Below are 26,114 nucleotides of genomic sequence, written 5' to 3' on the forward strand. Positions count from 1 at the left end.
GTCGCACGCGGCCGCCAAACAATATGGTGATGTAGCTCAGACGGTTAGAGCGATGGATTCATAACCCATAGGTCGGCAGTTCGATTCTGCCCATCACCACCAAACACCAAAGAAAATGGCCCGCATTGCGGGCCATTTTCTTTTGCTCGTCCACTCAGCACTCCCCTGCCCAGCAGGTTGCCATTTCAGCGCACCCCGAAGCGGCGGCCATCACCAGACGGCCGCCGACAAGCTTTAACGCAAAGCCAGGTCGCCAGAGACAATTTTCGGCGTAATGAAAATGAGCAGCTCCACCTTGTCTCGATCCGTCCGGGTATTGCGGAACAGGAAGCCGACATAAGGCAGGTCACCCAGGAATGGGATACGACTGGTAGCCTGATTCTCGGTTTCTTCGTAAATACCACCGATCACAACCGTCCCGCCGTTCTCCACCAGGATGTCGGTCTTGATGTGCTTGGTCTTGATGGCGATCACATTGCTAGCAATGGTGGTATCGGGAACATCCTTGTTGATATCCAGAGACATGATGACCCGGCCATCAGGCGTAATCTGGGGCTTCACCTTCAGGGACAGATTCGCCTTCTTGAACATCACGGCGGTGGCCCCGGAACTGGTAGCCTGCTGGTAGGGAATTTCAATACCCTGCTCAATGATGGCCTCTGCCTGATCCGAGGTCATGACACGAGGGCTGGAAACCACCTTCCCTTTGCCATCCACTTCCAAGGCCGACAGCTCCAAGTTGAGGAAGCGGGTGGCACTGGGATTAAAAAGGACCAGCGAGAAAGCTCCGGCTTGGGAACCCTTGATCGCACTGGCAGGCAAATTAACGCTAGTCGCAGAATTATTGTAGGTGGCCGAATTATCCAGCATGACCTTCGCTGGCCGCGTGATCGTTTCAATACCCGTTGTCGCATCAATGGTACGGCTAATTACGTTCTGATAGGTCTCCCGCGCCTGATCCAGCATGCTGCCGCCAATCCGACTTTGCAGACGCCCCGTTCCGTTGACCGGATTGCTGATGTCATTAAAACCAAGTCGAACGCCGAGGTTCTTACTGAAGTTGTCTGTCGCCTCGACGATTCGGGCCTCGATCAAAACCTGCCGTACCGGCACGTCGGTTTTCGCAATGATTTTGCGCAGTTCCTCAAGCCGGGTGGGAGTGTCCTGAATGAACAAAGTATTGGTTCTTGGGTCCATCACCGCGCTACCGCGCTTGGATAGAATCCGTTGCTTTTCATCGGTCAGGACCTTATGGAAAGCCTCTGCCCGTTGATAGTTCAATTGAAAGGTTTCTGTCTTCAACGGCTCAACATCACTGATCTGCTGCTTGGCCTGAAGTTCCAGCTCTTCCTTCTTCAACAACTCATCTTTCGGGGCAATGAGCAGAACAGTTCCCCGCCGACGCTTATCCAATCCACCTCGTTCCAGAATCAGGTCAAACGCCTGATCCCACGGAACATTTTGCAGGCGCAGGCTGATCGAGCCGGACACGGTATCCGACATCACGACGTTGTAGCCAAATTCCTCACCCAGCGTCTGCAGCAACTGTTTTACCGGGGTGTTCTGGATATTGAGGGATATCTTGTCACCACCATACTCATGCGGGCCGCCGGAACGGGCCAGTTTGTTCGGATCTTCAGAAACGGCCTTAACCTCAATGACAAACTGATTTTCAGCCTGGTAGGCCTGATGTTCCCAGAGCCCCTTCGCCGAAATTGCAACCCGAGCATTGCCGGCCTGCGGCATTGCCGTGACACTGGTTACAGGCGTGGAAAAATCGGTCACATCGATCTTCTGGGCCATGTGTGGCGGCAGAGTTGCCTTCTGGAACTCGACAATTACCTGCTCCCCTTGCTGGCGCACATCCACGCCAACATTGGCATCACTGAGATCAATGACCACCCGCCCTTCCCCGCCCGCCCCTCTCCTAAAATTAATCGAGCGGATCGCGTGGGTAGTCGCCGCGTATTTTGACTCGGCAAACTGACTGACCTTGTTGTCAGCCACAATCGCCCCGGTCACTTTCGTCAGCGTGACGTAAACCTGATTGCCTTCTAGGCGCGTTTCGTAGGCCATGGGCTGATTCAGGTTCAGAACCAACCGGGTCCGCTTATCGGACTGAACAACGTTATAGCCACGAATACCACCGCTGGACAACTGCTCGGCATTTTTACCGAGGCTGTTTTCCGTATCCGGGAAATCCAAAGCCACGCGCGCCGGGCTGGCAACACTGAAACTGGCAGGGATAGCAGCCAGCGGATTTTTTAAAGACACCTTGAGCGTTACGGAGTCGCCCTGGGTTGCTACATTAATCGCTTCAATCGCGTTGGATTGAGCCACCCCATAGGCGGAGAAGGATAGCAATCCCAGCAGGGATGCAACCTTCAGGATCTGTTTATAAAACTTCATTTTCCGTCCCCCGTTTCCTGGAGTTGTAGCGAGCTGACACGCTCCACCCAATCACCAGAACTTTCCTGAACCAACTCACGCAAAACAATCTGCGTTTCATCAATATTGGTAATGATCCCAAAGTTCTGGCCCATGTAATTCCCGATCTTTACCTGGTGCAGAGAACTGTCAGCCAGAACAATCCCATTTGCCAGCTTTCCCCGATAGAGGAAGCCCACATACTTCAGCGATTCAAGCGGATAAGCTTCCAAGGCCTCCTTCGGGCGATTGAAGTCCGGCAGCAGCCCGCCTCCGCCCGCTTTGTTGGCCGGGTTCAGCTTGGCTGCCTTAAATGGATCAATATTGCCGGCGGCATCGTAAGCAACGGCTTCATAAGGCTTCATCTCAGGAAGAGGGGCCACTCGCCCTTTCAAACCCTTGGTGGATTCTTGCATCCACTGCTTCAAGTCCTCGTGCTCACCATCCCCGCATCCGCCAAGAGCCAAAACGAGCACACTTGCACCGATCGCCAGACGACGGTTACTCATTTTTTGCCTCCCGCAGCTTTCTTCGCAGCTTCTTGTGCCGCCTTCTTCTGCTTGGCGACCTCTTCTTCATCCAGATAACGGAAGGTTTTGGCAATAGCCTCCATGCTGAGGCTGCCATCTTTTTGAGGGGCGATTGCGATGTTGTTGAGCGTAACGATACGAGGCAACCTGCCAATATCCTCGGCAAAAGCACCCAAATCGTGGTAATTCCCGGTCAATTTTACGGAAACAGGAAGCTCCGCATAAAATTCCTTAAGCGCCTCCTGACCAGGCTTGAATAACTCAAAGGAAAGCCCCCGCCCCAAACCGGACTGATTGATTTCCACAAGAAGGGATTCAACTTCCGCCTTGTTTGGCAGTTGTTTCAGCAATGCGCCGAACGAGCGGTCAATTTCATTGAGCTGCTGCTCATAAAGGCTCAAGTTGATTGTCTGGCGCTTTTTGCTGACATATTCGTCCTTGAGTTTCAGCTCTTCCTCTCGCCGGCCATCGAGCACACCATACTGCTCACTCCAGACGACCACGTAACCTGCAACCAACAGGCCAACAAAAAGTCCAATCAGCACGGCAAACCTTGGTACAGCCGGCCAGGCTCCAATATCATTGGGGTTAAGGTTACGAAAATCCTGTGCGATTTTTTCAAAGTTCAGCGCTGGCAAAGAGATTTTTGGCTTATTCATTTTTTCTCCTTGGCCGTATCCGAAGACTCTCGCGTCAACGTCAAGGTCATGCTGAACTCGCTCAAACGCCGACGCGCCACATCTACTGACTTGATTTCAATCAGATTGGGCTTCTCCATCCATTGGGAAGCCTCCACGTTACGCATCAACGTCGAGACTCGAGCATTGGACTGGGCCAAGCCGGTGAGGGTTACCTGCCCCCCCTCCTGCTTGATCGACTTCAGATAAACCCCCTCAGGTACCTGAATCGCCAACTCGGAAAGAAGCCGAACTGCCTCGGCACGATCGCGCTGCAGGGATTCGATAACCTGCTTGCGAGCCAGCAAAGCCTGGGTTTTCTCACGCAACCCCTTGATCAGATCAATATCCTTGTCCAGGCTGGCAATTTCCTTTTTCAGGAAGGCATTTTTTTCTTCCTGAACGCTGATATAACCACCAATCACGGTATAACCAAGGAAAATAATGAGACATGCCAAAACGGAGATTAGCCCCGCCAAAGCATAAAACTGCTGCCGCCGCGCCTTGCGCTTTTCCTCGCGGTGAGGAAGAAGATTTATTCGAATCATTCTTCAAACCTCCGCAAGGCCAAGCCACAAGCCACCATTAGCGAAGAGGCATCATTAACCAGGTTGCGCGGCCGGACGCGGTCCGAGACGGACATGCCGGCGAAGGGATTGGCGACCAGGCAGTTGACCTGGGTCCGAGTGGCCACCACTTCGTCCAGCCCGGGAATGGCCGCACATCCACCAGCCAGGACCAGATGATTGACCTGGTTGTACTGGGTGGAAGTGAAGAAGAACTGCAGGGCCCGGGAGACTTCCAGTGCCAGGCTTTCCATGAAGGGACGCAACAGTTCGGCTTCGTAGTTCTCCGGCAGGCCGCCGTTGCGTTTGGCTGCATCGGCCTCTTCGAAGCTCATGCCGTACTGGCGGACGATGTCCTGGGTCAGTTGGGCGCCGCCGAAGGCCTGTTCCCGGGCATAGACCTGCTGACCATTACGCATCACCGTCAGGTTGGTGACGTTGGCGCCGATATCCACAATCGCCACCACCTGGTTCTTCCCCTGGTCCGGCAACTGGCGCTCGATCAGCTCGAAGGCGGCGAGGGCGGCATAGGACTCCACGTCCATGACCGCTGCCTTGAGCCCGGCCGCCTCGGCCACGGCCACCCGGTCTTCCACCTTTTCCTTGCGGGAGGCGGCAATCAGCACTTCCACCTCATCCGGCGAGGACGGGGCGGGGCCGATGACCTGGAAGTCCAGGTTCACTTCCTCCAGGGCGAAGGGAATGTACTGGTTGGCCTCGGATTCGACGAGTACTTCCAGCTCTTCTTCCCGCTGCCCGGCCGGAACGATGATCTTCTTGGTGATGACGGCCGCGGCCGGCAAGGCCATGGCTACCTGACGGGTGGAAGTACCCATGCGTTTCCACGCCCGCTTGACGGATTCCGCCGCGGCTTCCAGATTGACGATATTGCCATCCGCAATGACGTCCCGGGACAGCACTTCGATGGTATATCGCTCGACGCGGAAACCATCCTTGGCATTACCGGAAAGCTCGACCATCTTGACGGCGGACGAACTTATGTCCAGACCGATCAAGGGCTTGGCCTTCGGATTGAATATCGAGAGGTCGAGCTGCAAACCGGACTCCCCAAAAAAGTCCCTTTAAATATATATAGTTAGGGACAATACAGATAATTTACTTTAGATGCTAGCAGCAACTATAGAGCATGTAAAGCGAATTAACCCCAGCAAAAGGGCCGGCGTATAATCCGCGTTTCCCGTCGTTACAGGTCTGCCCCTTTGCCTGCCCTGCCCTCCCTCCCCCCGGCCCTGCGCTGGATTCTCTATCCCGTCTTCATCGCCGCCGGACTCGCCGTCATCGGTGCCGCCCTGGCGGGTATGGTGCTGATCCTGGCCTATCCCAACCTGCCTTCCCTGGAAGTCCTCACCGATTACCGGCCGAAGATTCCCTTACGTGTTTACTCGAGTGACGGCGCCCTGATCGGCGAATTCGGCGAGGAGCGCCGGGCCCTGGTGCGCATCCAGGACGTGCCCCCGGTGATGAAGCACGCCATCCTGGCGGCCGAGGACGAGCGCTTCTACCAGCACGGTGGCGTGGACACCCTGGGGGTGTTGCGAGCAGCAGTGGCCAACCTTTCCGGCGGCGGCAAGCGCCAGGGAGCTTCCACCATCACCATGCAGGTGGCACGCAACTTCTTCCTCTCCAGCGAGAAGACCCTGTCCCGCAAGTTCTATGAGGCCCTGCTCTCCTTCAAGATCGAGCACAACCTCAGTAAGGACGAGATTCTCCAGCTCTACATCAACCAGATTTACCTGGGCCAACGGGCCTACGGCTTCGCCGCTGCCGCCCAGATCTATTTCGGCAAGTCCCTCAACGACATCACCGTGGCCGAGGCGGCCATGCTGGCCGGCCTGCCCAAGGCTCCCTCTTCCTTCAACCCGGTGGTCAATCCCAAGCGGGCCCGCCTGCGCCAGCAATATGTATTGCGGCGCATGCACGAACTGCATTTCATCGACGACAAGCAGCACGAGGAAGCCCTGAAGCAGACCCTGGTGGTGAAGCGGGATGCCAACGAGTTCTCGGTGCACGCCGACTACGTGGCCGAAATGGCCCGCCAGATCGCCGCCGAGCGCTTCCCCGACGACGTCTATACCCGCGGCCTGCGGGTGTACACCACCATCCTCAAAGCCGACCAGGAAGCCGCCTACCAGTCCCTGCGCAAGGGGGTCATGGACTACGACCGGCGCCACGGCTACCGGGGGGCGGAAGCCTACGCCGACATGAAGGAAGTGCAGACCGACCAGGACGAAGACCTGGAAGACCTGCTCTCCGACCATAACGACGTGGGCGACCTGCAGGCCGCCATCGTGCTGCAGGCCGACACCAAGACCGTCAAAGCCTACAAACGGGGAGGCGAGCTGGTGGTGCTCTCCGGCGACTCCCTCAAGTTCGCCGCCCGCATGCTGGATGACAAGGCGCCCCCCAACAAGCGCCTGAAGCGGGGCGCCATCATCCGCCTACAGAAGGACGACAAGGGCAACTGGCAGATCAGCCAGCTGCCGGAAGTGGAATCAGCCTTCGTCGCCACCGACCCCCGGGACGGCGCCATCCGCGCCCTGGTGGGCGGCTTCGACTTCAGCCGCAACAAGTACAACCACGTCACCCAGGCCTGGCGCCAGCCCGGCTCCAGCTTCAAGCCCTTCATCTACTCGGCGGCCCTGGAGAAAGGCTACACCCCGGCCACCATCGTCCAGGATTCGCCCATCGTCATTCCCGCCAGCGCCACCGGCAGCACCCCGTGGGAGCCGCATAACTACGACGGCAAGTATGAAGGCCCGATGAAGCTGCGCACGGCCCTGGCCAAGTCCAAGAACATGGTCTCCATCCGCGTGCTGCAGGCCATCGGCACCCAGTACGCCCAGGACTACGCCACCCGCTTCGGTTTCGACGCCGAGAAGCACCCGCCCTACCTGACCATGGCCCTGGGCGCCGGCTCCGTCACCCCCTGGCAGATGGTCAGCGCCTACGCCGTCTTCGCCAATGGCGGCTACCGCATCCAGCCCTACGTGGTGCGGGACATCCGGGACGACAAGGGCAACATCCTGGCCCAGGCCCAGCCGGTGCCGGTGGGCGACGAGGGCAACCGGGCCATCGACCCGCGCAATGCCTACCTGATGGATTCCATGCTGCGCGACGTGGCCATCTTCGGCACCGCCGCCAAGGCCTCGGTGCAGCTCAAGCGCCGCGACCTGGCCGGCAAGACCGGCACCACCAACGACTACATCGACGCCTGGTTCTGCGGCTACCAGGCCACCGTGGTGGGCTGCGCCTGGGTCGGTTTCGACCAGCCGAAGAAGCTGGGCAGCGGCGAGACCGGTGGACTGGTGTCCCTGCCCATCTGGATCAACTACATGCACACGGCCCTCAAGGACGTGCCGGAGAGCTTCCAGCCGGCGCCGGAAGGCCTGGTATCCGTGGATGTGCCGAGCGAACGCTCCAAGACTGGTACCGCCAAGGAATTCTTCTACAGCGAAAACGTGCCCGCCGAAGTGCCGCCCGAACCCAAGGACGACGGCAGCAAGCCGGTGGATTGAGCGGGAGCCGCCATGCAGAACGTACTCATCATCGTGCACGCACCGCCCTACGGCAGCGAGCGGGTGCTCTCCGCCCTGCGCCTGGCCACGGCCCTGGCCGGCAACGATGCCCGGCCGGCGGTGCGCCTCTTTCTCATGTCCGATGCGGTGGTGGCCGGTCTGGCCAATCAGGTGGATGCGGCCGCCGGTGGCGGCCTGCGGGAGATGATCGAGGCCCTGGTGGCCCAGGGCGTGCCGGTGAAGCTGTGCCGGACCTGCGCCCAGGCCCGGGGCGTGCATGAACTGCCCCTGATCGCCGGTACCGCCATCGGCACCCTGCCGGAACTGGCCCAATGGACCCTGGAGGCGGACAAGGTCCTGACCTTCTGACGGGACGCCCCCCTCTCAGGCGGCCACGCCGCCTGGCGCTCAGCGCAGGGGTACCGGCTCCCCGGCCTGCTCGGCAAGCAGGCGCTCCAGCTTGGCAAAGAGTTCGCTCCCATCCCGGGTGTCGATCCAGTTGCCGTTGTCGGGGCGGAAGTGGAAGCCGCCGGAGCGGGCCGCCACCCAGATTTCCCGGGCGGCGCCGTGACGGTTGATGATCATCTTGGAACCGTCGGCAAACTCCACTTCGAGCACGCCGCCGGCACCCAGTTCGAAATCCACATCGGCCCCGCTGTTTTCCAGGCCGGCCTCGATGGCCGCCAGGGTTTTTTCCGCCAGGGCGTTGAATGCGCTTTCTTCCATATCCGATCCATTCTGCTGTGAAGGCAAGGGTTTGGGCCCTGTGCTACCATGACCGGTCACGACAAGGGCGGCCTCTTGGGGCCCTCTCCTTGCGCCCGAATTCCAAGTGAGCCGTAAGCCATGCACCCACGTTATCTGATTGCCGGCCTGCTGGCCCTGACGCTGACCGCCTGCGGCAGCAGGGGCTCCCTGGTCCTGCCGCCGCCTGCCGACGGGCAGGCCCGGCCGGCACCGAACACCGGCGCCAATCCTAACATGCAGTCCCCCTCCCCTTCCCAGATACAGCCGCAATGACCTTCTTCTCCCGCAAAAACGGCGTCCTGCACGCCGAAGCCGTTGCCCTGAGCAGCATCGCCGCCCAGTTCGGCACGCCCACCTACGTCTATTCCCGGGCTGCCCTGGAAGCCGCCTACGGCGAGTTCCGCGATGCCCTGGCCGCCCATCCTGCCGGTGCCGGCGGCCTGGTCTGCTACGCCGTCAAGGCCAATTCCAACCTGGGCATCCTCAGTCTCTTCGCCCGCCTCGGCGCCGGTTTCGACATCGTCTCCGGCGGCGAGCTGGAACGGGTCCTGGCGGCCGGTGCCGAAGCCGGCAAGGTGGTCTTCTCCGGCGTCGGCAAGACCGAAGCAGAAATGGCCCGGGCCCTGGAAGTGGGCATCCGCTGCTTCAACGTCGAGTCCGTGCCCGAGCTGGATCGCCTCAACGCCGTTGCCGTGCGCCTGGGCAAGAAGGCGCCCCTGAGCCTGCGGGTCAATCCCAATGTGGATGCCAAGACCCATCCCTACATTTCCACCGGCCTCAAGCAGAACAAGTTCGGCGTCGCCTACGAGGATGCCCTGGCCCTCTACCGCCGCGCCGCCAGCCTGCCCGGCATCGAGGTCACCGGCATCGACTGCCACATCGGCTCCCAGCTGCTCGACGCCGCCCCCTTTGCCGAAGCCCTGGACAAAGTGCTGGCCCTGGTGGACCAGCTGGCCGCAGCTGGCATCCGCCTGCACCACATCGACCTGGGCGGCGGCCTCGGCATCCGTTACCTGGACGAAGCGCCGCCCCGGGTGGCCGATTACCTCACCCCCCTGCTGCAGAAGCTGGAAGGACGCGGCCTGCAGGTCATCCTGGAGCCGGGCCGCCGTCTGGTGGGCAATGCCGGCCTGCTGCTGACCAAGATCGAATACCTGAAGCCGGGCGAGGAAAAGAACTTCGCCATCGTGGATGCGGCCATGAACGACCTGATGCGCCCCGCCCTTTACGATGCCTACCACGACATCGTCGAAGTGGCCCCCGGCAGTGCCGCCAAGGCCAGCTACTCCATCGTCGGCCCCATCTGCGAATCCGGCGACTTCCTCGGCCACGGCCGGGAACTGGCCGTGGTGCCGGGCGACCTGCTGGCGGTGATGTCCGCCGGCGCCTACGGCTTCTCCATGAGCTCCAACTACAACACCCGGCCCCGGGCGGCCGAGGTCATGGTGGACGGAGACCAGGTGCACCTGGTGCGCCGCCGCGAGACCGTCGCCGAGCTGTTCGCCCTGGAAAGCCCCCTGCCCTGACCCCCGCGGGTGCCGCGGCAAAATGTCGCAGCGGCACCCCACATCCCCTCGCCCCGCCCCGCGGGCGCTAGAATGGCGGCGATGCCTGCCGCCACGCCCTCCCTGCCCGCCACCCCGTCCGTCGCCTCCGGCCAGCCCCTGGCCCGGCTGGTCATGCTGCGCCGGATCGAAGTCCTGGCCCAGGGTCTGGTCCTGGTGCTGGCTGCCGGCTGGCTGCGCATTCCCCTGGAAGTCCTGCCCATGGCCGCCGCCAGCATCGGCCTGGGGCTCTTCAATCTGTATACCCAGTGGCGCCTGGGCCGCCCCCGGCCCGTGGGCGACCGGGAATATTTCTGCCAGCTCCTGCCCGACGTGCTGGTGCTGACCCTGCTGCTCTATTACGCCGGCGGCTCGGCCAATCCCTTCGTCTCCCTGTTCCTGCTGCCCCTCACCATCGCCGCCGCCACCCTGCCCGGGCGCTACATCTGGGCCATGGCCGGCATCACCCTGGGGGCCTACACCTTCCTCATGTTCTTCAACCTGCCGCTGCCGCCGCCCCAGGGCGACCTGGCCCGGCTGGACGAAATCCTTGCCCGGGCCAGCGGCGTCGCCCCGGAACACGCCGGCCACGGCGGCGGCTTTGCCCTGCACGTGCTGGGCATGTGGTTCAACTATCTGGTGAGCGCCCTCATCGTCGCCTTCTTCCTTTCCCGCCTGGCCGCCAACCTGCGGGAGCGGGAACGGGAACTGGGCGAGGCCCGCCAGCGGGAGCAGGAGCGGGCCCTGCGCCACGAGCAGATCCTGGCCCTGGGCACCCTGGCCGCCGGCGCCGCCCACAAGCTGGGCACGCCCCTGTCCACCATGGCCGTAGTGCTGCGGGAACTAGAGCTTGAACACGGCCAGACCCCGGCCCTGGGAGAAGACCTGGCCCTGCTGCGGCAACAGGTGGACCTGTGCAAGCGCACCCTGACCCAGGTCCTGGCCTCCGCCGGCGCCGCCCGGGAAGGGCAGGAAGCCGCCCCCGCCCGGCCCCTCGGCCAGTGGCTCAACGAACTGCTCGACGGCTGGCGTGTGCTGCGGCCCCGGGTGCGGGTGGACTACCAGTCGGCAGATGGTGACGCCGAGCCTCTGGTGCAGGCGGAGCCGAGCCTGGAGCAGGCCCTCATCAACATCCTGGACAACGCCGCCGACGCCTCCCCCGAAGGGGTCGAAGTGCGCAGCCGCTGCCAGGGCGAGGACTGCATCATCGAATTCCTCGACCGGGGCCCGGGCCTGGACCCGGCCCTGGCCCCGCGCCTGGGCCAGGCCTTCGTCAGCACCAAGGACGACCCGACCCAGGCCGGCGGCAGCGGCATCGGCCTGTTCCTCACCCGGGCCACCCTGGAACGCTTCGGGGGCCGCCTCGAACTGTGCAACAGGCCGGCCCCGGAAGGCTCCGGCGCCTGCTGCCGCATCACCCTTCCCCTCGCCGCACTGAACCGCCACAGGCCATGAACGACACCCTTCCCGCCAGCACCGACGCCCTCGACGGCCCGGACAACGACTGCCCCACCCTGCTCCTGGTGGACGACGACGAAGTCTTCCGCCGGGTCCTCACCCGGGCCCTGGAACGCCGCGGCTACCTGGTGACGCCGGCGGACAGCGCCGAGAACGCCTACGCCCTGGCCAGCGCCAATCCGCCCGAGTACGCGGTGGTGGACCTGAAGATGCCCGGCGACTCGGGCCTGGTGCTGATCGAAAAACTGGCCGCCCTGGAGGCGGGCACCCGCATCGTCATGCTCACCGGCTACGCCAGCATCGCCACGGCGGTGGAGGCCATCAAGCTGGGCGCCACCCACTACCTGGCCAAGCCGGCGGACGCCGACGAGATCGTCGCCGCCCTGCAGCGCACCGCCGGCGACGCCACCACCCCGGTGGCCGACTCACCCCTGTCGGTGGACCGGCTCGAATGGGAGCACATCCAGAAGGTGCTGGCGGAACACGGCGGCAACGTCTCCGCCACCGCCCGGGCCCTGAAAATGCACCGCCGCACCCTGCAGCGCAAACTGGGCAAGCGTCCGGTAAGGGAATAGGGGCCGCCCCCAGGCCATCACCAGGGGTACACCCCGCCCCTCCGAGAGGCAGAAGGGACGCCACTCTTCGGAATGCCATCCCGGAGATGCAAGCAGCACGGGCATTCCAGGCCAGGCATCCACAGCCGTCCATTCCCGACGGGACACTAGCCCCCGCAGCCGGTGGGACGGCGGACACCACGGCAGGATGGGCATAGACCCGGGAGCGCGCTAGACTGCGGCCGGCGCCACATTCCGGCAACCAACCCCGAACCAAGCCGCAACCCAACCCGCCTTATCTCCCCCCATGGTCGACGACACCCCCCTGCCCTACATTCCCGGACTCAGCCGCGACGGCCGCCTGCGGCTGGACAAATGGCTGTGGGCCGCCCGCTTCTTCAAGACCCGGGCCCTGGCCCAGGACGCGGTGGAGGGCAACAAGGTCAAGCTCAACGGCCAGACGGTGAAGGCCTCCCGGGAGGTCAAGGCCGGCGACCGCCTCGACATCGGGACGGGTCAGGAACGCTGGGAAGTGACGGTGCTGGCGATCAACGGCCAGCGGCGGCCGGCGCCGGAAGCCCGGCTGCTGTATGAGGAAAGTGCGGAATCCGTGGCGCGCCGGGCCACCGAACAGGAACAACGGGCTCTGGCCCCCTCCCCCGGCCAGGACAGCCGGGGCCGCCCGACCAAGCGGGACCGGCGCCGCCTGGACCGCTTCGCCGGCTAATCCGGACGGCCGATGCTGATGGCCGCCGTCGGGCAGGGCGCCAGGCAAGCGCCACAGCCGGTGCAGCGGTCTTCCAGCAATACCGGCAGGGCCGGGCCGCCGGCCCGGGCGGGAAAGCGCAGGGCGCCCTCGGGACAAAAATCGCCGCAGCTGCGGCACTCCACCTGCTGCCGCGCAAGACAGGCCTCGCCAGCGGTGGCCTTGTAGGGCCAGGGTTGCCGGTCATCCTCCCGGCGCAGGGCCCGGGGCCGGCAGGCGCTGGCGCACTGGCCGCAGAAGGTGCATTCCCCCTGGCGGAAATCCACCACCGGCGGCTGGCCTGGGGCCAGCGCCGTCAGGATGCCGGTGGGACAGACCCGGATGCAGTCGCCGCAGCCGGTGCATTGCTGCAGGAAGGCCGCCTCGTCCACGGCCCAGGGCGGCCGCAGGGGCGCCGCCGGGGCGCTGCGGCCGCGGAAAAAGCCGCGCCGGGACAGGTTGGCAGGGGGATGGCTCAAGACGGCGTGCTCCGCGGCAGTAGCAAAGAAAAAGGCGGGGCAACTGCCCCGCCCCAATTGGCCGCAAAGCCAACTCGCGAAGATTTGCGGCCCGAGAGATCGTTACTGCTTGGCGGCGGTCACGTCGGCCTTGGCGCCGACGCCCAGGCTGTAGCCGAAGGAAACGTGGTGGAAGCGGCCGCCGGCGTGGTCGTCGTGAATGGCGAAGCCGAAGGGCACGGTCTTGCCTTCGGCCAGGGCCACGTCGCCTTCGCCGCCGGTGAGCTTGCGGGTGAAGGTGACGGTCCAGGTGTCGCCCTTCTTCTCGCCCTTGGCATCCACCAGGGCCTTGCCGCCTTCCATGACGCGCTTGTCGGCGATGTAGCCGTCCACCGGCTTGGCGCCCTTGCCGCTCTTCCACTGGATCAGATCGTAGTAGACGCCGCCGGCCACATTGCCGTCCTTGACGTACTTGGTCTTCTTGTCGTCGGCGCCGGGCATGGTGCGGGCGTCGGTGTGGCAGCTCTGCCAGCAGCCGACCTGGTCGGCCAGAGGCACCTTGTCGCCGGCCAGCAGCACGGTCAGCTTGACCTCGTTGTCCTTGTCCAGCTTCTCGCCGCCGCTGGCGGGCTGCTTCCAGGAGAAGCGGAAGTACACGTTGTCCTTGTCGTAGGCGGCCTGGACGTTGACCGGGATGGAGCCGGCCTTGCCCTTGGGCGGGTTCGGTTCCAGCTTCTCGCCGGAGACCACCTTCTTGCCGATGTCGGCGATTTCCTCTTCGTGGCAGCCGGTGCAGGCCTCGCCCTTGCGGATGCCCTTGGCGCCGCTGTGGTCGGTGCCCTTGGTGATCCACTCGATGCCGGAGGTGCCCGGGTAGAACACGGTGATCTTCTTGGCGGGGACCTTGGACCAGTCGGGAGCGGCGAAAGCGGCCTGGCTGCCCAGGGCCAGCATGAGGCCGACGGCGGAGGCGATGGCGGTTTGCTTGAACATGGTGTAACTCTCCATTCTTGATTTGGGCTCGGGGAGCCGGCTGCTTGGTTCAGGGGCGGGGCCTTGCTGCGCCCCGCCGGTTACGGCCTGCCGTGGGATTCGACGCAGATTACTCGTCGTCGTCCTCGGGCATGTTCTGGGGTTTGTGGTGGGCAATGCCCTTGTGGCAGTCGATGCAGGTCTTGTTGTCCTTCTGGGCCAGCTCATGCATCTTCTTGGCGCGGGGCTTCTGCTTGTCCGTGTTCATGCCGTCGAAGCTGTGGCAGTTGCGGCACTCGCGGGAATCGCTCTTCTTCATCCGCTCCCACTCGTGGGTGGCCAGTTCCAGGCGCTTGGCCTCGAACTTTTCCTTGGTGTCGATGGTGCCGGTGAGCTTGCCCCAGACTTCCTGGCTGGCCTGGATCTTCCGCTTCATCTTGTGCACCCAGTCCTTCGGCACGTGGCAGTCGGAGCAGACGGCACGCACGCCGGTGCGGTTGGAGTAGTGGATGGTCTGCTTGTATTCCTGGTACACGTTGTCCCGCATCTCGTGGCAGGAGATGCAGAACTCCAGGGTGTTGGTGGCTTCCATGGCGGTGTTGAAGCCGCCCCAGAAAATGATGCCGCTGACGAAGCCGACGGTGATCAGCGCAAACAAGGAATACTTGGCGCTGGGCTTCTTGAGGGTGGCCCAAAGGCCGGTTTTCTGATTCTCGGACATGATGCGCTTTCTCTCCCTGAGGCCGGCAGCAGGGCTGAAATGCCCGAACCGGACTTCTCTCTATCGTGGGAAGCAGTCTAGCCGAGGCGAAAAGCCCGGATATTTGATGCGGGTTAATTCCGCGCAAAAACGCGGAACGGCCCGTGCGGGCCGTCCGTGACGCTGCCTAAACACTGGAAAATCAAGGATTTCACAAGGACCTGCCACCCCAGGCAGGATGGACGCGCCTCTCCGGCATGGGGCGCCGGAAAGGGGCGCCCCGCCTGCCTTGCAGGCCTGCCGCCTACTTGCGGGCGGCCTTTTTCCCCGGCTGGGCCTCGGCCTTTTCCCGCAGGCGGGCCAGGGCTTCCTTGAGGGAGGTCTCCTCTTCCGATCCCGGTTCCACCATGGGCAGCAGCCGTTCCCAGTAGCCGATGGCGGCCTTGTAGTCCTCCCGTTCGCCGGCGGCGACGCCGGCCAGGATCAGGGCCTGGGGCTCTTCCGGATTGAGCTTGAGGGCCTGGTTGATGAGCTGGGTCGGCTTGCCGGCGAAACGGCCTTCACTGAGGCTGGCCAGGGTTTCGGCGTAGTCGGTGAGCAGGGCGGCGTTCTCCTGCAGCAGCTTGCCGCCCTTGGCGTAGGCGTCGGCGGCCTCCTGCAGGCGGCCCAGGGTCTTGTAGGAGCGGGCCAGCATGATCCAGCCCTTTTCGTCGTCCGGATTGTCCTTCATGCGGGCGGCCAGCTTGCCCACCATGTCGTTGATCTGCTCCGCCGTCACCTGGGGCTGGGCCTGCAGGTTGCGCGGGTCCAGGGCCTTGGGGTTGCCCAGCAGGGTGTAGCCCAGCAGGGCGGCGGCAGGCAGCAGCAGGGCCAGGACGATGGCGGTGGGGCGGCTCGGCCCCTGGCGCGGCGCGACCGCCTCGGCGGCCACGTCCACCTCTTCCAGCAGGCGGCGCTGCAGTTCTTCCCGGGCCTGCTGGTAGTCGGCTTCGCCCAGGGTGCCGGCGGCCTTTTCCTTTTCCAGCTCGGCTTCCTGGTCGCGGAACACGGCCAGGTTGGCCTGACGGCGGTCAGCCCGGCTCACCGCCCGGCCCCTGAGCAGAGGCGGCAGCAACAACAGGACGACGAGGGCCACCAGGACGGCGGCGGCGATGGCAAAGGCGGTCATTGGGCGGAATCTTTCTTGTCGGAGGCGGCGGCTTCCTGCAGCAGGGTTTCGGCGCGGCGGCGCTCGGCCTCGGAAAGGCCGCCGCCGGCAGCGGCCGTGGCGGCCACGTTACGCCGGCGCAGGTAGCGCACCAGGGCCACCAGGCCGACCACCAGAATCAGCAGGGGGCCAAACCACAGCAGGGCGGTGTTGTTCTGCACCGGCGGCCGGTAGAGGACGAAGTCGCCGTAGCGGGCCACCATGAAGTCGAGGATTTCCCGGTCGCTCTTGCCCTGCTGGATCATGCCGCGGATTTCCCGGCGCAGGTCCAGGGCCAGGTCGGCGTTGGAATCGGCAATGGTCTGGTTCTGGCAGACCAGGCAGCGCAGCTCGGCGGAAATTTCCATGAGGCGCTTTTCCGCCACCGGGTCGGCGGCCAGGTCGGCCGCTTCCTTGGCCTGCAGGGAGGCGAAGGGGACCAGGGCCGCCAGGGCCAGGCAGGCGGCCAGGCACAGTCGCTTGAAGGGGCTCATTTGTTCAGCTCCGCCACCAGGGGCAGGATTTTCTTTTCCAGCACCTCGGGGGTGATGGGGCCGATGTGCTTGAAGCGAATGACGCCGGCCTTGTCGATCAGGTAGGTCTCGGGAGCGCCATAGACGCCGTAGTCGATGGCGACGCGGCCGTCCAGGTCCATGATCACCGTCTGGTAGGGATTGCCCTTGGCCGCCAGCAGCTTGCTGGAACGCTGGATGGCCAGGGCCATTTCCTTCTCCGGGGTGTCGGGCTTGCTGTCCAGGGCGCCGTCGCCGCGCACTTCCTTCCAGTTGAAGCCGACGATGGGCAGGTAGTTGCGCCTGGACATTTCCACCAGCACCGGATGCTCCTGCACGCAGGACGGGCACCAGGTGGCCCAGACGTTGAGCAGCCACACCTGGCCCTTCATCTCCTCGGGGGAGAAGGTCTTGGCCGGGTTGTCCAGGCGCGGCAGGGCGAAGGCTGGGGCCGGCTTGCCCACCAGGGGCGAGGGCACTTCCCGGGGATTGAGGTTGAGGCCGATGGCCAGCAGCACCACCAGGACGATGAAACCGATGAGGGGCCAGAGGAACTTGTTCATGGTCGTGTCAGGCTCGTTCAGGCCGCGGAGGAAGAGGCGGCGGCGGTTGGCGTGGCCGCCCGGGCCTTGACCCGGTAGCGGCGGTCGGCGATGGCGATGAGGCCGCCCAGGGACATCAGCAGGCAGCCGCCCCAGATCCAGTCCACGAAGGGCTTGTAGTAGACCCGCACGGCCCAGGCGCCTTCCGGCTGGCTCTTGTTGATGGGCTCACCCAGGGAGACGTACACGTCCCGGGTCAGGCCGGCGTCGATGGCGGCTTCGGTCATGGGCATGGCGGAGGAGGCGTAGTTGCGCTTCTCCGGATGCAGCACCTTGTCCAGCTTGCCGTCCTTGAGCAGCTCCACCTCGCCGCGCAGGGCCAGGTAGTTGGGACCTTCCACCTGATGCACGCCGATGAAGCGGAATTCGTAGCCCACCAGATGGACGCTGTCGCCCGGCTCCATCTTCACGTCCTTCTCCACCTCGTAGTTCTTCACCAGGGTGACGCCGACGACGAACACAGCGACGCCGATGTGGGCCAGGTGCATGCCCCAGAAGCTGCGGGGCTGCTTGAAGACGGCGGCAGCGAAGGAAAGGTCGCCCCGGGTGGCGCGCACCCGCTGCAGGAAGTTGAGCACCGCGGTGAGGGTGATCCAGGCGGCCACCAGGATGCCGACGGCCACGGCGGTATGCCAGGTGCCGTAGATGAAGGGCACGGCCACGCCCACCAGCACGGCGGCGGCGAAGGCCCAGCGCAGCAGGCGGGCGATCTCGGCCAGGCTGGCTTCCTTCCAGCGGGCGAAGGGGGCCACGCCCATGAGGAACAGCACCGGCACCATCAGGGGGGCGAAGACGGTGTTGAAGTAGGGCGGGCCGACGGAAATCTTGCCGGCGTTGAGGGCGTCGATCAGCAGCGGGTAGAGAGTGCCAAGGAAGACGGTACCGCAGCCCACCACCAGCAGGACGTTGTTGGTGAGCAGGAAGGATTCCCGGGACACCAGGCTGAAGCGGCCGCCCAGGCCCACCTTGGGGGCGCGCCAGGCGAACAGCACCAGGCTGGAGCCGATCACCACCACCAGGAAGGCGAGGATGAAGATGCCCCGGGTCGGGTCGGTGGCGAAGGCGTGCACCGAGGTCAGCACGCCGGAACGGACCAGGAAGGTGCCGAGCAGGGACAGGGAGAAGGCGCCGATGGCCAGCATCACCGTCCAGTTCTTGAAGCTGCCGCGCTTCTCGGTCACCGCCAGGGAGTGGATCAGGGCGGTGCCCACCAGCCAGGGCATGAAGGAGGCGTTTTCCACCGGGTCCCAGAACCACCAGCCGCCCCAGCCCAGCTCGTAATAGGCCCACCAGGAGCCGAGGGCGATGCCCAGGGTGAGGAAGATCCAGGCGGAGGTGGTCCACGGCCGGGACCAGCGGGCCCAGGCGGCGTCCAGCTGGCCGGAAAGGAGGGCGGCGACGGCGAAGGCGTAGGCCACGGAGAAGCCGACGTAGCCCATGTAGAGCATGGGCGGGTGGAAGACCAGGCCCGGGTCCTGCAGCAGGGGATTCAGGTCGCGGCCTTCCTGGGCTGCCGGCAGCAGGCGCTCGAAGGGGTTGGAGGTGACCAGGATGAAGAGCAGGAAGCCGGCCGCCACCAGACCGAGGACGCCCAGCACCCGGGCCACCATGGGCTCCGGCAGCTGGCGCGACAGGGCCGCCACGGCGAAGGTCCACAGGGACAGCATCAGGGCCCACAGCAGCAGGGAGCCTTCGTGGCCGCCCCACACGGCGGAGAACTTGTACAGGGTGGGCAGCAGGGTGTTGGAATGCTGGGCCACATAGACGACGGAGAAGTCGCTCTGCACGAAGGCCCAGGTCAGGCAGCCGAAGGCGAAGGCCACCAGCAGGGCCTGGGCCATGGCCGCCGGACGGGCGACGAGGACCCAGGGGGTACGGCCCTGATGGGCGCCCACCAGGGGCAGCACGCCCTGCACCAGGGCGACGCAGAAGGCCAGGATGAGGGCGAAGTGCCCGAGTTCGGGGATCATGGGGTCGCTCTCAATACTTCAGGGTTTTGGCCGCAGCCTTTTCGGCCGCCTCGACGGCCGCCTTCTTGTCGCCGGCTTCCGCCGCGGCCTTGTTCTCGCCGGCCTTGGCATGGGCGTCGGCAACGGCCTTCTGGGCTTCCGGCGGCATGTAGTTCTCGTCGTGCTTGGCCAGCACCTCGGTGGCGACGAAGAGGCCGGCATCATCCAGCTTGCCCTGGGCCACGACGCCCTTACCTTCCTTGAACAGGTCCGGCAGGATGCCCTTGTACTGCACCGGCAGGGTCTGGTCGGTGTCGGTCACGGCAAAGCGGACGCTGACGCCGTCGGCCAGGCGCTCGACGCTGCCTTCCTTGACCAGGCCGCCGATGCGGAAGGTCTTGCCCTTGGGCGCCTCACCGGCCAGGACCTGGGTGGGGGAGAAGAAGAACACCAGGTTGCTGTTGAAGGCGTTCAGCACCAGGGCCGTGCCGATGCCGAGGACCGCCAGACCGGCGACGATGAGGGCGATGCGCTTGTGACGGGCTTTCAACTTTCTTCACTCCTTTGGGCCAGATTCTCGGCAGTGATCTGCCGCTTCAGGCGGGACAACAGGTTCTTACGACGCCGGGCGACGATGATCGGTTCCACCGCCATGATGAGGGCGGTGACGCCGAAGGAACCCCAGACGTAAAAGGCGTAACCGCCCATGGCGAAAAACTCGGAGGCGCTGTTCCAGTGCATCTCAGGACTCCTTGCCGGCCAGCAGCTGGCGCACCCATTCGGTGTGCCGCTCCCGCTCCAGCATGATGTTGCGGGCCCGCCCCAGGGCCACGGCGATGGAATACATCCAGAAGCACAGGGCCACCAGCAGCATGGCCCAGAGCATGGTGGCGGCCATGGAGGGGGACTTGGTGAGGGAGACGGAAGCGCCCTGGTGCAGGGTGTTCCACCACTTCACGGAGAAATAGATGATGGGGATGTTCACCACGCCCACCAGGGCCAGCACGGCGCCGGCCTTGTCGGCCCGGCGCGGGTCGTCGATGGCGGACTGCAGGGCGATGAAGCCGATGTAGAGGAAGAGCAGGATCAGCTCGGAGGTCAGCCGCGCATCCCACACCCACCAGGTGCCCCACATGGGCTTGCCCCAGAGGGCGCCGGTCCACAGGGAGAGGAAGGCCATCAGCGCCCCGGTGGGGGCCAGGGCGGTGGCCATCATGCCCGACAGGCGGGTGTTGAAGGCCAGGCCCAGGGCGGCCCAGAAGGCCATCACCAGGTAGATGAACATGCTCATCCAGGAGGCGGGCACGTGGATGAAGATGATGCGGTAGCCCTCGCCCTGCTGGAAGTCCGTGGGGGCCACGAACATGCCCAGGTAGAGGCCGGCCGCGCCGAAGACGACGGAGAGGGCGACGAACCAGGGGATCATCTTGCCCGCCAGGGGGTAGAAGGTCGCCGGGGAGGCGAACTTGAACCAGTTGATCAGTCGATTGTTCATTCGAGAGATATCTTCAAGGCCGCCGCGGTCGCCCACGGCGCGAAAAACAGGCTGCCGGCCAGCAAGGCGCCGAGCAGGGACAGATGGGCTTCGAAGCCCAGGCCGGAAACGGCCGCATCGACGGCGCCGGCACCGAAAATCAGCACCGGAATATACAGGGGCAGCACCAGCAGGGAAACCAGCACGCCACCGCCCCGCAGGCCCAGGGTCAGGGCGGCGCCGATGGCGCCGATGGCCGAGAGGGAGGGGGTGCCCACCAGCAGGGCCAGGGTCAGCACCAGGAGGCCGTCGGCGGACAGGTCGAACTGTAGGCCGAGAACCGGCGCCAGCAAAGTCAGGGGCAGCCCGGAGGTGAGCCAGTGGGCGGCCATCTTGCCGAGCACGGTGACCGGCAGGGGCTGGGGCGCCAGCACCAGCTGCTCCAGGGTGCCGTCCCGGTAGTCGTCGCCGAAGAGGCGCGGCAGGGTCAGCATGGTGGCCAGCAGGGCCGCCACCCACAGTACGCCGGGAGCCATCTTGCGCAGCATGTCCATCTCGGGGCCCACGCCCAGGGGAAAGAGGCTGACGACGATGATGAAGAAGAACAGGGCGGAAACCAGATCGGCCTGGCGGCGCAGGGCCAGCTTCAGGTCCCGGGCGATGACGGCGAAGAGCAGGTCGAGCATCAGGCCCCCAGCCGGTATTCGCGGACGGCGCCGGCGGGAATGGTCACCGCCTGGTGCGTCGTCATCACCGCCAGACCGCCCCGCTGCAGGTGGGCGCCGATGAGGCCGGCCACCATATCCACGGCGGCCACGTCGAGGGCCACGAAGGGCTCGTCCAGCACCCACAGGGCGCGGCGCTCGTGGATCAGGCGGGCCAGGGCGACGCGGCGCTTCTGGCCCTGGGACAGGTATTTGGCCTGCAGGTCTTCCCGCCCGGCCAGGCCGACGGCGTAGAGGGCCTCCAGGGCCTGCTCCTCGGAGAGGGGCTCGCCGGCCAGACGGGCCGAGGCCAGCAGGTTCTCCAGGGGCGTCAGTTCTTCCTTGATGGCGTTGTGGTGGCCCATGTAGCACAGCTCGGCCCGGTAATCCTCGGCCAGCTTGCGGATCGGCTCGCCGCGCCAGGTGATCTCGCCCGCCACGGGCTGGGCCAGGCCCACCAGCATGCGCAGCAGACTGGTCTTGCCGGCGCCGTTTTTGCCCTGCAGGTTGAGCAATTCTCCGCCTTCCAGGCGAAAGCTCACCCCGGCGAACAGGCGACGGTCACCGCGTACGCATTCCAGTTGGGAGGCTTCCAGCATTGATGAGGGAGTCCAGGCAATCTGGGCGGGATTATGGAGGCGAGAGTGTAGCGGCTCTTTGATGGGAAACAAAACCGGTGCAAATTATTCCCGGCAGCCCGGATTATGGGCTATCCGGCACCTGTTCCCAATAGCCGGAAGCATTTAGGTGCAGAAAAAAACGGGGGCCCCGGCCCCCGTTCCAAGTCGAGAGGCGCTGCTTACTTCTTGCCGAAGGGCTGGGGACGCGGGGTGGCGTCGGCAGACGGCGGCAGGATCGGCAGCTTGAAGCTGGGCTGGTCGCCGGTCAGGGTCTTCAGGAAGGCCACGATCTTGGCGTTTTCCTCATCCGTGAACTTCTTGCCCAGCTGGATGCGGCCCATGGTGTCCACCGCTTCCTTCAGGGTGTTGGCGGCGCCGTCGTGGAAGTAGGGATAGGTCATTTCCACGTTGCGCAGGGTCGGCACCTTGAAGTTGAAGCGGTCCGCATCCTTGCCGGTCACGGCGACCCGGCCTTCGGCGGCGCTGGAAGCCTTGTACGGTTCCACCACGCCCATCTTCTGGAAGGAGTTGCCGCCCACGGCCGGACCGTTATGGCAGGCGACGCAGCCGCTGTCCTTGAACAGCTTGTAGCCTTCCAGCTCGTTCTTGCTCAGGGCCTTCTGGTCGCCCTTCAGCCACTTGTCGAAGCGGGAATTGGGGGTCACCAGGGTTTCCTCGAAGGCGGCGATGGCCTTGGTGATGCCGTCGATATCCACCTTGTCGGAGCCGAAGGCCTTCTTGAACTCGGCCACGTAGCCGGGAATGGACTTCACCACGTCCACCGCCAGGGTGTGGTTGGAGGCCATTTCACCCGGGTTGGCGATGGGGCCGCCGGCCTGGGCCTTGAGGTCGGCCGCACGGCCGTCCCAGAACTGGGCCACGTTGAGGCTGGAATTGAGCACGGTGGGTGCGTTGATGGGACCTTCGTTCCAGTTGTGGCCGATGGAGGTCTTGATGTTGTCCGTGCCGCCCATGGACAGGTTGTGGCAGGAATTGCAGGAAATGAAGCCGGACATGGACAGCCGGGGATCGAAATACAGCTTCTTGCCCAGTTCCACCAGGGCCGGGTTGGCCACCTTGGCGGGCTTGATCGGCTGGATGGGCTCGTTGCCGGCGGCTTGCGCCAGGCCGGCAAGGCCCAGGGTGGCCGCCAGGACGATGGCGGTCGGCGTGATCTTGAGTTGGAACATGTGTCACTCCCTTCGGGTTATGGAAATATTGTGCCGCCATTGTCCATCCCACGAGTAGGGTCTTGTTGATGTAAGTCAATGTTTTTCAATGGTTTTTGGCTATACATCCTATAGCTTTCGCCTATACACCCTTACGGCAGCAGTCCCCGGACAACATCCGCCGCCGGCCTTCAACGCCTGTATTGGCCGGGGATTCCGGAGCAATCGGCGGCCCCACCGCCGCCTCCCCGGGAAGCCGGCCCTCATCGCCACACCGGACGGGCCGTACGGTCCGCGCCCGCCCCTATCTCCCGCCCCCTTGACGGTAATCAAGGCGACGGCGGCCCCGATCCCCTAGGGTAGCGGTTTTTTTGCGGGAGGCAGGCCGGCATGGGCCAGCACGAGGGAAACGACGGCGCGCTGCAACTGGCCCTGGAATGGGACGGCCAGGGCATTGCCGCGGCCCGCGTCGCCAGCCCCCGCCCCCTGGCCGCCCGCCTGCTGCAGAGCCGTCCCGCCGCCGAGGCCGGCGAACTGGCGCCGCGCCTGTTCACCCTCTGTGCCGCCGCCCAGGGCAGCGCCGCCCGCCGGGCCCTGGCCGCTGCCGCCGGCGCCCCGATGGCAGAGCCGGATGGGGCCGAACGGCAGCGCCTGAGCCGGGAGATGATCGGCGAACACCTGTGGCGCCTGGGCCTGGACTGGCCGCCCCTGCTGGGCCTGCCGCCGCGCAAGGAGGCCCTGGTGGCCTGGCGCAAGGGCCTGCCCGCCGCCGATCAGCCCCAATGGCGCAGCTTCGCCGCCCATGCCCTGGAACTGCCGCGCTGCGCGGCTCCCGGCACGGACCTGCTGGAACACCTGGATGCATCCGCCTGGTGGCAATCCCTCCCCGGAGAGCGGGACTGGGACTGCCTCGCCGCCCATGCCCTGGCCCCGACCCTGGCCGGCCGGCCCCGGGAAACCGGCGCCGCCGCCCGCTGCCGCCGTCAGCCCGAGGTGGCAGCCCTGTGGCAGGCCGGTCGCCGTGCCGCCGCCCGCCTCCAGGCCCGCTGCCTGGAACTGGAAGCCCTGCTCGACGGCCACTGGGACCCGGCCTGGGTGGATGCCTGCAGCCCGGCCCCCGGCATCGGCCTGGCGCGGGTGGAAACGGCCCGGGGGCCCTTGCTGCATCTGGTGGCGCTGGCTGCCGGCACGGTGCAGCGCTATGTTATTGTTGCCCCCACGGAATGGAACTTTCACCCGGCCGGCGCCTTCGTCCAAGACATCACCGGCCTGCCCGCCCCGACCCCGGAAGCCGCCCGGCACATGGCCCGCTGCATCGCCCTGTCCCTGGACCCCTGCGTCGCCGTGGGCATCACCCTGGATACGCATCACCATGCATGAGATGTCCCTGGCAGAGGGCGTGCTGCAAATCGTCGAAGACGCCGCCCAAGGCCCCCAGGGCTTTGCCCGGGTAAAGACCGTCTTCCTCGAAATCGGCCAGCTCTCCTCGGTGGAAGCGGAGGCCATGGCCTTCTGTTTCGAGGCGGTGAGCAAGGGCACGGTGGCCGACGGCGCCAAGCTGGAAATCGTCAGCGTCCCCGGCGAGGGGCTGTGCCTCTCCTGCCAGAAGACCGTGCCCCTGGCCCAGGTGTACGACCCCTGCCCGGAGTGCGGCGGCTACCCGGTACAGCCCACGGCCGGCACGGAAATGCGGGTGCGGGAACTGGAAGTCGATTGAGGGCCAGCCCTCACCACAGAATTCAGGAAATCGAAGGAGCATCGAGCAAATGTGTACCACCTGCGGCTGCGGCGCCGGCGAAACCCGCATCGAGGGCGACGCCCTCCACGATCACGAGCATGGTCACGAACACTGGCACGTCCATGAGGACGGCACCGCCCACAGCCATGGCCACGAGCACGGTCACGGCCACAGCCATGCCCACGACGAGCACCAGCACGAGCATGTGCACGCCGACGGCACCCGTCACAGCCACCCGCACCATCACGACGGCGAACATCATCACGATCACCAGGGCGTCGCGCCCCAGCCTGCCGCCCCGACCCACGGCCACGTGCATACCCACGCCGACGGCACCAGCCACAGCCATCCCCACACCCACGAGGGCGAGCACCACCACGCCCACGCCGAGGGGGACCAAGGCGACCACGGGCACGGCCATCACCACCATCACGGCGATGGCAGCATCGACTACGGCAGCGGCCCCGCCGGCGCCCACGCCCCGGGCATGAGCCAGAAGCGCATGGTGCAGATCGAGCGGGACATCCTCTCCAAGAACGACGCCTACGCCGCCAAGAACCGCCAGGCCCTGGCCGAGAAGGGCGTCTTCGCCCTCAATCTCGTTTCCAGCCCCGGCTCCGGCAAGACCACCCTGCTCTGCCGCAGCATCGAGGAACTGAAGGCCAAATACCCGGTGGCCGTGATCGAGGGCGACCAGCAGACCAGCTTCGACGCCGAACGCATCCGCGCCACCGGCGCCCCCGCCCTGCAGATCAACACCGGCAAGGGCTGCCACCTGGACGCCCACATGGTGGGCCACGCCCTGGAAAAGCTGGAGGTGCAGGACGACTCACTGCTGCTGATCGAGAACGTCGGCAATCTGGTGTGCCCCGCCGCCTTCGACCTGGGCGAGGCCGGCAAGGTGGTGATCCTCTCCGTCACCGAAGGCGAGGACAAGCCGCTGAAGTACCCGGACATGTTCCGCGCCGCCCGCCTGATGCTGCTCTCCAAGGTGGACCTGCTGCCCCACCTGACTTTCGATGCGGATAAGGCGGTGGAATACGCCCGCCGGGTCAATCCGGCCCTGGAAGTGATCCGGGTCTCCACCACCAGCGGCGAAGGCTTCGCCGAGTGGCTGGCCTGGGTGGAAAAGGGCCTGGCCGCTGCCAAGGCGGCCCGCCAGGAAAACGTCGCCGCCCTGAAGGCCCGCATCGCCGAACTGGAAGGCCTGCTGGCCCGCCGCTGATCCCCTGGGCGGCTCTGCCGC

General features: G+C 65.0%; 28 protein-coding genes, 1 tRNA gene and 1 pseudogene. 11 read left to right on the forward strand and 19 right to left on the reverse strand.

The genetic code is table 11. The features are described 5' to 3' along the window. Positions 1-25: 25 nt before the first annotated feature. A tRNA-Met gene (locus tag OEL49_RS08205) sits at positions 26-102 on the forward strand. A gap of 132 nt (positions 103-234) precedes the next feature. Here the strand turns inward: OEL49_RS08205 and pilQ are convergent. The 5 genes from pilQ to OEL49_RS08230 are packed head-to-tail and all read right to left on the reverse strand — an operon-like array spanning position 235 to position 5,258. Next, positions 235-2,409, reverse strand: a complete 2,175-nt coding sequence (pilQ, locus tag OEL49_RS08210) for a type IV pilus secretin family protein (RefSeq protein ID WP_014236294.1) — start codon at positions 2,407-2,409, stop codon at positions 235-237. Next, on the reverse strand, positions 2,406-2,936 hold the full coding sequence (locus OEL49_RS08215) for a pilus assembly protein PilP (protein ID WP_014236293.1): 531 nt from the start codon (positions 2,934-2,936) through the stop codon (positions 2,406-2,408). The genes pilQ and OEL49_RS08215 overlap by 4 nt, the downstream gene beginning before the upstream one ends. Further along, a complete protein-coding gene (locus tag OEL49_RS08220) occupies positions 2,933-3,616 on the reverse strand; it encodes a type 4a pilus biogenesis protein PilO (RefSeq protein WP_014236292.1) in 684 nt (227 codons plus the stop codon). Before OEL49_RS08220 ends, OEL49_RS08215 begins: the two co-directional genes overlap by 4 nt. Continuing rightward, the gene (locus tag OEL49_RS08225) at positions 3,613-4,182 is read right to left on the reverse strand and encodes a PilN domain-containing protein (protein ID WP_014236291.1); all 570 of its coding nucleotides are present in this window, start codon (positions 4,180-4,182) and stop codon (positions 3,613-3,615) included. Before OEL49_RS08225 ends, OEL49_RS08220 begins: the two co-directional genes overlap by 4 nt. Continuing rightward, the gene (locus tag OEL49_RS08230) at positions 4,179-5,258 is read right to left on the reverse strand and encodes a pilus assembly protein PilM (protein ID WP_014236290.1); all 1,080 of its coding nucleotides are present in this window, start codon (positions 5,256-5,258) and stop codon (positions 4,179-4,181) included. Before OEL49_RS08230 ends, OEL49_RS08225 begins: the two co-directional genes overlap by 4 nt. Before the next feature lie 162 nt (positions 5,259-5,420). Between OEL49_RS08230 and OEL49_RS08235 the strand changes: the two genes are divergently transcribed. Then, positions 5,421-7,736, forward strand: a complete 2,316-nt coding sequence (locus OEL49_RS08235; protein WP_014236289.1) for a penicillin-binding protein 1A — start codon at positions 5,421-5,423, stop codon at positions 7,734-7,736. Positions 7,737-7,748: 12 nt separating this feature from the next. Next, positions 7,749-8,105: a DsrE/DsrF/TusD sulfur relay family protein gene (locus OEL49_RS08240; RefSeq protein ID WP_014236288.1), complete on the forward strand. Its 357-nt coding sequence runs from the start codon at positions 7,749-7,751 to the stop codon at positions 8,103-8,105. A 39-nt stretch (positions 8,106-8,144) separates the two neighbouring features. Here OEL49_RS08240 and cyaY read toward each other — a convergent pair whose 3' ends face one another. Next, positions 8,145-8,462: an iron donor protein CyaY gene (gene cyaY / locus OEL49_RS08245; protein ID WP_014236287.1), complete on the reverse strand. Its 318-nt coding sequence runs from the start codon at positions 8,460-8,462 to the stop codon at positions 8,145-8,147. Between the two features lie 120 nt (positions 8,463-8,582). Between cyaY and lptM the strand changes: the two genes are divergently transcribed. The 5 genes from lptM to OEL49_RS08270 all read left to right on the forward strand — a co-directional run bounded on the left by lptM (position 8,583) and on the right by OEL49_RS08270 (position 12,766). After that, positions 8,583-8,756 (forward strand): LPS translocon maturation chaperone LptM, encoded by a 174-nt coding sequence (lptM, locus tag OEL49_RS08250; RefSeq protein WP_014236286.1) that lies wholly within the window; start codon positions 8,583-8,585, stop codon positions 8,754-8,756. Further along, positions 8,753-10,009, forward strand: coding sequence for a diaminopimelate decarboxylase (gene lysA / locus OEL49_RS08255; RefSeq protein WP_287874395.1), 1,257 nt, complete (start codon positions 8,753-8,755; stop codon positions 10,007-10,009). The genes lptM and lysA overlap by 4 nt, the downstream gene beginning before the upstream one ends. A 72-nt stretch (positions 10,010-10,081) precedes the next feature. Continuing rightward, positions 10,082-11,482 (forward strand): ATP-binding protein, encoded by a 1,401-nt coding sequence (locus OEL49_RS08260; protein ID WP_287874396.1) that lies wholly within the window; start codon positions 10,082-10,084, stop codon positions 11,480-11,482. Further along, positions 11,479-12,060 carry a response regulator transcription factor gene (locus OEL49_RS08265; RefSeq protein WP_287874397.1) on the forward strand — a complete coding sequence of 194 codons (582 nt, stop codon included), beginning with the start codon at positions 11,479-11,481 and terminating at the stop codon, positions 12,058-12,060. Before OEL49_RS08260 ends, OEL49_RS08265 begins: the two co-directional genes overlap by 4 nt. A gap of 286 nt (positions 12,061-12,346) precedes the next feature. Further along, a complete protein-coding gene (locus tag OEL49_RS08270; protein WP_014236282.1) occupies positions 12,347-12,766 on the forward strand; it encodes an RNA-binding S4 domain-containing protein in 420 nt (139 codons plus the stop codon). Here OEL49_RS08270 and napF read toward each other — a convergent pair. The 13 genes and pseudogenes from napF to OEL49_RS08335 form a co-directional block, all read right to left on the reverse strand. Further along, positions 12,763-13,263, reverse strand: coding sequence for a ferredoxin-type protein NapF (gene napF / locus OEL49_RS08275; RefSeq protein ID WP_014236281.1), 501 nt, complete (start codon positions 13,261-13,263; stop codon positions 12,763-12,765). The genes OEL49_RS08270 and napF overlap by 4 nt on opposite strands. A gap of 102 nt (positions 13,264-13,365) precedes the next feature. Continuing rightward, positions 13,366-14,235, reverse strand: a complete 870-nt coding sequence (locus OEL49_RS08280; protein WP_014236280.1) for an ethylbenzene dehydrogenase-related protein — start codon at positions 14,233-14,235, stop codon at positions 13,366-13,368. Between the two features lie 109 nt (positions 14,236-14,344). Next, positions 14,345-14,935: a NapC/NirT family cytochrome c gene (locus tag OEL49_RS08285; RefSeq protein ID WP_014236279.1), complete on the reverse strand. Its 591-nt coding sequence runs from the start codon at positions 14,933-14,935 to the stop codon at positions 14,345-14,347. 283 nt (positions 14,936-15,218) lie between these two features. Further along, on the reverse strand, positions 15,219-16,082 hold the full coding sequence (gene ccmI, locus OEL49_RS08290) for a c-type cytochrome biogenesis protein CcmI (RefSeq protein ID WP_014236278.1): 864 nt from the start codon (positions 16,080-16,082) through the stop codon (positions 15,219-15,221). Then, positions 16,079-16,594, reverse strand: a complete 516-nt coding sequence (locus tag OEL49_RS08295; protein WP_014236277.1) for a cytochrome c-type biogenesis protein — start codon at positions 16,592-16,594, stop codon at positions 16,079-16,081. Before OEL49_RS08295 ends, ccmI begins: the two co-directional genes overlap by 4 nt. After that, positions 16,591-17,175 (reverse strand): DsbE family thiol:disulfide interchange protein, encoded by a 585-nt coding sequence (locus OEL49_RS08300; RefSeq protein WP_014236276.1) that lies wholly within the window; start codon positions 17,173-17,175, stop codon positions 16,591-16,593. The genes OEL49_RS08295 and OEL49_RS08300 overlap by 4 nt, the downstream gene beginning before the upstream one ends. Before the next feature lie 17 nt (positions 17,176-17,192). Continuing rightward, complete coding sequence (locus tag OEL49_RS08305; RefSeq protein WP_014236275.1) at positions 17,193-19,184, reverse strand: heme lyase CcmF/NrfE family subunit; 1,992 nt, start codon at positions 19,182-19,184, stop codon at positions 17,193-17,195. Positions 19,185-19,272: 88 nt separating this feature from the next. Further along, a pseudogene (ccmE, locus tag OEL49_RS08310) lies at positions 19,273-19,713 on the reverse strand (cytochrome c maturation protein CcmE); the annotation flags it as partial. Next, the gene (gene ccmD, locus OEL49_RS08315) at positions 19,710-19,904 is read right to left on the reverse strand and encodes a heme exporter protein CcmD (protein WP_014236273.1); all 195 of its coding nucleotides are present in this window, start codon (positions 19,902-19,904) and stop codon (positions 19,710-19,712) included. The pseudogene ccmE and the gene ccmD, both read right to left, overlap by 4 nt. A gap of 1 nt (position 19,905) precedes the next feature. Continuing rightward, the gene (gene ccmC, locus OEL49_RS08320) at positions 19,906-20,658 is read right to left on the reverse strand and encodes a heme ABC transporter permease CcmC (protein WP_130459419.1); all 753 of its coding nucleotides are present in this window, start codon (positions 20,656-20,658) and stop codon (positions 19,906-19,908) included. Further along, the gene (gene ccmB / locus OEL49_RS08325; protein WP_014236271.1) at positions 20,655-21,323 is read right to left on the reverse strand and encodes a heme exporter protein CcmB; all 669 of its coding nucleotides are present in this window, start codon (positions 21,321-21,323) and stop codon (positions 20,655-20,657) included. Before ccmB ends, ccmC begins: the two co-directional genes overlap by 4 nt. Further along, positions 21,323-21,940 (reverse strand): cytochrome c biogenesis heme-transporting ATPase CcmA, encoded by a 618-nt coding sequence (gene ccmA, locus OEL49_RS08330; RefSeq protein WP_152090403.1) that lies wholly within the window; start codon positions 21,938-21,940, stop codon positions 21,323-21,325. Before ccmA ends, ccmB begins: the two co-directional genes overlap by 1 nt. A 200-nt stretch (positions 21,941-22,140) precedes the next feature. Continuing rightward, positions 22,141-23,151 (reverse strand): cytochrome-c peroxidase, encoded by a 1,011-nt coding sequence (locus OEL49_RS08335; protein WP_014236269.1) that lies wholly within the window; start codon positions 23,149-23,151, stop codon positions 22,141-22,143. Between the two features lie 369 nt (positions 23,152-23,520). Between OEL49_RS08335 and OEL49_RS08340 the strand changes: the two genes are divergently transcribed. The 3 genes from OEL49_RS08340 to hypB are packed head-to-tail and all read left to right on the forward strand — an operon-like array spanning position 23,521 to position 26,093. Further along, the gene (locus OEL49_RS08340) at positions 23,521-24,510 is read left to right on the forward strand and encodes a nickel-dependent hydrogenase large subunit (protein ID WP_205230180.1); all 990 of its coding nucleotides are present in this window, start codon (positions 23,521-23,523) and stop codon (positions 24,508-24,510) included. Continuing rightward, positions 24,503-24,847: a hydrogenase maturation nickel metallochaperone HypA gene (gene hypA / locus OEL49_RS08345; protein WP_287874399.1), complete on the forward strand. Its 345-nt coding sequence runs from the start codon at positions 24,503-24,505 to the stop codon at positions 24,845-24,847. Before OEL49_RS08340 ends, hypA begins: the two co-directional genes overlap by 8 nt. Positions 24,848-24,896: 49 nt before the next feature. After that, a complete protein-coding gene (gene hypB, locus OEL49_RS08350; protein ID WP_287874400.1) occupies positions 24,897-26,093 on the forward strand; it encodes a hydrogenase nickel incorporation protein HypB in 1,197 nt (398 codons plus the stop codon). Positions 26,094-26,114 lie beyond the last annotated feature (21 nt).

The sequence above is a fragment of the Azospira sp. genome (assembly GCF_030247495.1).
Lineage (GTDB): Bacteria > Pseudomonadota > Gammaproteobacteria > Burkholderiales > Rhodocyclaceae > Azospira > Azospira oryzae.

Bases quoted from the DNA above. Each gene is read 5' to 3' on its own strand.
- pilQ (WP_014236294.1), bottom strand. From the start codon at position 2,409: ATGAAGTTTTATAAACAGATCCTGAAGGTTGCATCCCTGCTGGGATTG.
- OEL49_RS08215 (WP_014236293.1), bottom strand. From the start codon at position 2,936: ATGAGTAACCGTCGTCTGGCGATCGGTGCAAGTGTGCTCGTTTTGGCT.
- OEL49_RS08220 (WP_014236292.1), bottom strand. From the start codon at position 3,616: ATGAATAAGCCAAAAATCTCTTTGCCAGCGCTGAACTTTGAAAAAATC.
- OEL49_RS08225 (WP_014236291.1), bottom strand. From the start codon at position 4,182: ATGATTCGAATAAATCTTCTTCCTCACCGCGAGGAAAAGCGCAAGGCG.
- OEL49_RS08240 (WP_014236288.1), top strand. From the start codon at position 7,749: ATGCAGAACGTACTCATCATCGTGCACGCACCGCCCTACGGCAGCGAG.
- cyaY (WP_014236287.1), bottom strand. From the start codon at position 8,462: ATGGAAGAAAGCGCATTCAACGCCCTGGCGGAAAAAACCCTGGCGGCC.
- lptM (WP_014236286.1), top strand. From the start codon at position 8,583: ATGCACCCACGTTATCTGATTGCCGGCCTGCTGGCCCTGACGCTGACC.
- lysA (WP_287874395.1), top strand. From the start codon at position 8,753: ATGACCTTCTTCTCCCGCAAAAACGGCGTCCTGCACGCCGAAGCCGTT.
- OEL49_RS08260 (WP_287874396.1), top strand. From the start codon at position 10,082: ATGGCGGCGATGCCTGCCGCCACGCCCTCCCTGCCCGCCACCCCGTCC.
- OEL49_RS08265 (WP_287874397.1), top strand. From the start codon at position 11,479: ATGAACGACACCCTTCCCGCCAGCACCGACGCCCTCGACGGCCCGGAC.
- OEL49_RS08270 (WP_014236282.1), top strand. From the start codon at position 12,347: ATGGTCGACGACACCCCCCTGCCCTACATTCCCGGACTCAGCCGCGAC.
- OEL49_RS08280 (WP_014236280.1), bottom strand. From the start codon at position 14,235: ATGTTCAAGCAAACCGCCATCGCCTCCGCCGTCGGCCTCATGCTGGCC.
- OEL49_RS08285 (WP_014236279.1), bottom strand. From the start codon at position 14,935: ATGTCCGAGAATCAGAAAACCGGCCTTTGGGCCACCCTCAAGAAGCCC.
- ccmI (WP_014236278.1), bottom strand. From the start codon at position 16,082: ATGACCGCCTTTGCCATCGCCGCCGCCGTCCTGGTGGCCCTCGTCGTC.
- OEL49_RS08295 (WP_014236277.1), bottom strand. From the start codon at position 16,594: ATGAGCCCCTTCAAGCGACTGTGCCTGGCCGCCTGCCTGGCCCTGGCG.
- OEL49_RS08300 (WP_014236276.1), bottom strand. From the start codon at position 17,175: ATGAACAAGTTCCTCTGGCCCCTCATCGGTTTCATCGTCCTGGTGGTG.
- OEL49_RS08305 (WP_014236275.1), bottom strand. From the start codon at position 19,184: ATGATCCCCGAACTCGGGCACTTCGCCCTCATCCTGGCCTTCTGCGTC.
- ccmD (WP_014236273.1), bottom strand. From the start codon at position 19,904: ATGCACTGGAACAGCGCCTCCGAGTTTTTCGCCATGGGCGGTTACGCC.
- ccmC (WP_130459419.1), bottom strand. From the start codon at position 20,658: ATGAACAATCGACTGATCAACTGGTTCAAGTTCGCCTCCCCGGCGACC.
- ccmB (WP_014236271.1), bottom strand. From the start codon at position 21,323: ATGCTCGACCTGCTCTTCGCCGTCATCGCCCGGGACCTGAAGCTGGCC.
- ccmA (WP_152090403.1), bottom strand. From the start codon at position 21,940: ATGCTGGAAGCCTCCCAACTGGAATGCGTACGCGGTGACCGTCGCCTG.
- OEL49_RS08335 (WP_014236269.1), bottom strand. From the start codon at position 23,151: ATGTTCCAACTCAAGATCACGCCGACCGCCATCGTCCTGGCGGCCACC.
- OEL49_RS08340 (WP_205230180.1), top strand. From the start codon at position 23,521: ATGGGCCAGCACGAGGGAAACGACGGCGCGCTGCAACTGGCCCTGGAA.
- hypA (WP_287874399.1), top strand. From the start codon at position 24,503: ATGCATGAGATGTCCCTGGCAGAGGGCGTGCTGCAAATCGTCGAAGAC.
- hypB (WP_287874400.1), top strand. From the start codon at position 24,897: ATGTGTACCACCTGCGGCTGCGGCGCCGGCGAAACCCGCATCGAGGGC.